The sequence below is a fragment of the Anaerotignum sp. genome, assembly GCF_017483025.1.
Lineage (GTDB): Bacteria > Bacillota > Clostridia > Lachnospirales > Anaerotignaceae > Anaerotignum_A.
The window spans coordinates 1-2,429 of sequence record NZ_JAFUMA010000056.1 but is presented as its reverse complement, the minus strand read 5'-3'; the positions used below and the strand labels follow the sequence as shown (position 1 = coordinate 2,429).

5 protein-coding genes are annotated in these 2,429 nt (G+C 47.1%); 1 reads left to right on the top strand and 4 read right to left on the bottom strand.

Annotation, left to right across the window (positions count from 1 at the left end; translation table 11 throughout):
* The coding region (locus IJ369_RS04700) for an ArsC/Spx/MgsR family protein (protein ID WP_290716587.1) at positions 1-147 on the top strand (147 nt) is incomplete at its 5' end.
* Between the two features lie 31 nt (positions 148-178).
* On the opposite strand, the gene IJ369_RS04695 is transcribed toward IJ369_RS04700, so the two are convergent.
* The 4 genes from IJ369_RS04695 to IJ369_RS04680 form a co-directional block, all read right to left on the bottom strand.
* Positions 179-943, bottom strand: coding sequence for a hypothetical protein (locus IJ369_RS04695; protein WP_290716584.1), 765 nt, complete (start codon positions 941-943; stop codon positions 179-181).
* Positions 944-956: 13 nt separating this feature from the next.
* Positions 957-1,205: a helix-hairpin-helix domain-containing protein gene (locus IJ369_RS04690; RefSeq protein ID WP_290716581.1), complete on the bottom strand. Its 249-nt coding sequence runs from the start codon at positions 1,203-1,205 to the stop codon at positions 957-959.
* On the bottom strand, positions 1,202-1,792 hold the full coding sequence (locus IJ369_RS04685) for a uracil-DNA glycosylase (protein WP_290716578.1): 591 nt from the start codon (positions 1,790-1,792) through the stop codon (positions 1,202-1,204). The genes IJ369_RS04690 and IJ369_RS04685 overlap by 4 nt, the downstream gene beginning before the upstream one ends.
* Positions 1,793-2,064: 272 nt before the next feature.
* Positions 2,065-2,429 (bottom strand): rhomboid family intramembrane serine protease (locus IJ369_RS04680; RefSeq protein WP_290716576.1); only part of this gene is annotated, 365 nt, incomplete at its 5' end.

Genomic DNA, 2,429 nt, shown 5'->3' with positions numbered 1-2,429 from the left:
CTGAAGGACAAACTGCCCGAAATGAGCGAGGAAGAGCAGATCGAACTGCTTTCCACCAACGGTATGCTGGTGAAAAGACCTCTGGTGATTGGGGATAATTTCGTTCTGGTTGGCTTCAAGGAAGCCGAATGGAACAGATTGACATAATGACAATAAAAAAGACCCTTTCGGGTCTTTTTTATTGTTCCCTTGGACGATGCCACATCCCCAGTTCTGGTTCTTCTGCTTCCGTTGCAAAAAAGATAACTTCACCGCCTTTGGGGTCAATAAGGAAGCGATAAGGCTCGCCATCCTTTCTGCCGAAAATCATGTAATATCGTTCTTTCTCCATATCTGCTGTATAGAAGGATTTATCCACTGCATCCTGATACATCCATCTGCCGTAAAGCCAGCCCAGATATTCTGCTTCATTATAGCCCTGTTCTGCCACAATTTCCTCTGCCTTTTCCACCGTACACAATCCAATAACTTTGGGTGCAATATAGGTAGCAAAAGTCAAAACAAAGGCAACCGAAAGCAGGGCACAAGCGCCGAGAGAAACCTTATCAATATCTTTCCTTTCCTCTTTCGCCAGATAAAGCAACGGAATCAATACCAAGCCATATTGTACCGCCTGCACATACATCCCTTGAAAAATGGCAAACACCTCAATAGCGACAGACCAGAGGATGACAAAAATCCAGTTATTTCTCCATCTTTTTTCCGTCATGGGTTTCGGCTCTTTCCCAAGGCCATAACGCAAAGATATCCCAATGGCCATCCCGACGGAAACAGCGGCATAAGAAGATGCACCTGTAGAAATGACGCCGCCATACATTTTTTCTCCAATCAGATATGTAATCAGCAGAGAAAGCAGCCAGCAGATAACTGCCGCTATCCATAGGGTTTCTCGTTTTTTATTCTGCTGATAGCTCTTTTCTTCCCATCTCCAGAGTTTGTTCATCGGCTTCCCCCTTTCAGTCCTTCCAGTTCCACCATTTCAGCTTTTCAGGGTCATGGACTTCATTTTCCGCGTAGTACACCGCCATACGATACACATACAGCTGGCATCTATCGATCTTCACGCCCTTCAGTTCACATTCCTTCTGATACATCGCCTCCGGGTCTGCCCCCTTCAAAGATGCGATGCTGTCGAAGCCAAGCAAAAGCAGGTCTTTTTCTGTTTCCTTCCCTACATATGGGATTTTCTGCAAATCGGTCTTCATGCCAATCCTTCTTTCTGCAAAAAGGCTTTCAGTTCTAATAAGTCTTCATCGTAAGTTGCCTGCAATGCTCTATTGTAGATAACCGCCGCAGGGTGATACAGGGCAAAGAGGGTTCTGCCATCTGCCAACATTACAGGCCTGCCATGGTAATCCCCAATGACCGCTTTTCGCTCCCCCGTTACCGCTTTCAGGGGCACATTGCCCAGTGTTACGACCACCTTAGGAGAAATGGTTTTGATCTCTTCCAGTAAATAAGGAAGGAAAAATGCAATTTCATCGGCAGAGGGGGGACGATTCACCGCCTTGCCCGTTTTGGGGCTTTCCTTGGTAGGGCGCAGCTTGACTACATTGGAAATATAAATTTCCTCTCTTTTCAGGCCGACCACTTCCAGAAAGGCAGACAGATTTTTCCCCGCCTTGCCCACGAAGGGCCGTCCCTGCTTTTCTTCATCGCCGCCGGGTGCTTCGCCGATCATCATAAGGGCAGGATTTTCCGCCCCTTCCCCGAAAACGATGGTCTTTTCGCCATAAGGGGAAGTTTGCACCGCCTCCAGCAATTCATTCTGTATATCCTTGATATGCTTCATAAAAATTCTCCTTTTCCACATTCCCCACAGGGTTATCCACAGGAAGTCGGGGTTATCCACAATAATTTTGGGGATAACTCATTATGTAACCCCAAGATATAGGGGGTCTTTTTCTGTTTTTTGCACATTTCCCGTTAAAATTCCTTGATTTTACGGCAAATTATAATATTCATCTTGTGTTGCATATTTTTTCTGGGGATAACTGACACCTTATCCACAGGATTTTTGGGGATAACTCCATCGGTTATCCATAGGTTGTCCACAAGTTATCCTCATTTCTTCCGCAAAAGCAGGGCAAATACAGCCATACCGCCCACCAAACCGCCAATATGAGCCATGTTATCCACATCGGGCATCAGGAAACCGATACAGATAGCCGTTGCCGCCAAAAGCAGCATGGTGGCATAATTCATGCCCGTATAGCGGGGGCCTCGTTTCTTCGTCAGCAGGAGCATTGCCCCCAGAAGACCATAGATGGCACCGGATGCGCCGATGGAAACGCCGCCGCCATTGCCCACAAGGATACTCAGCAGGCCGCCGCAAAGACCGGAAACCAGATACAGCACCAGAAATTTCCCGGAACCGATGAGCTTTTCCGTCCGCACGCCGAAATAATACAAATAAACGCAGTTAGAGG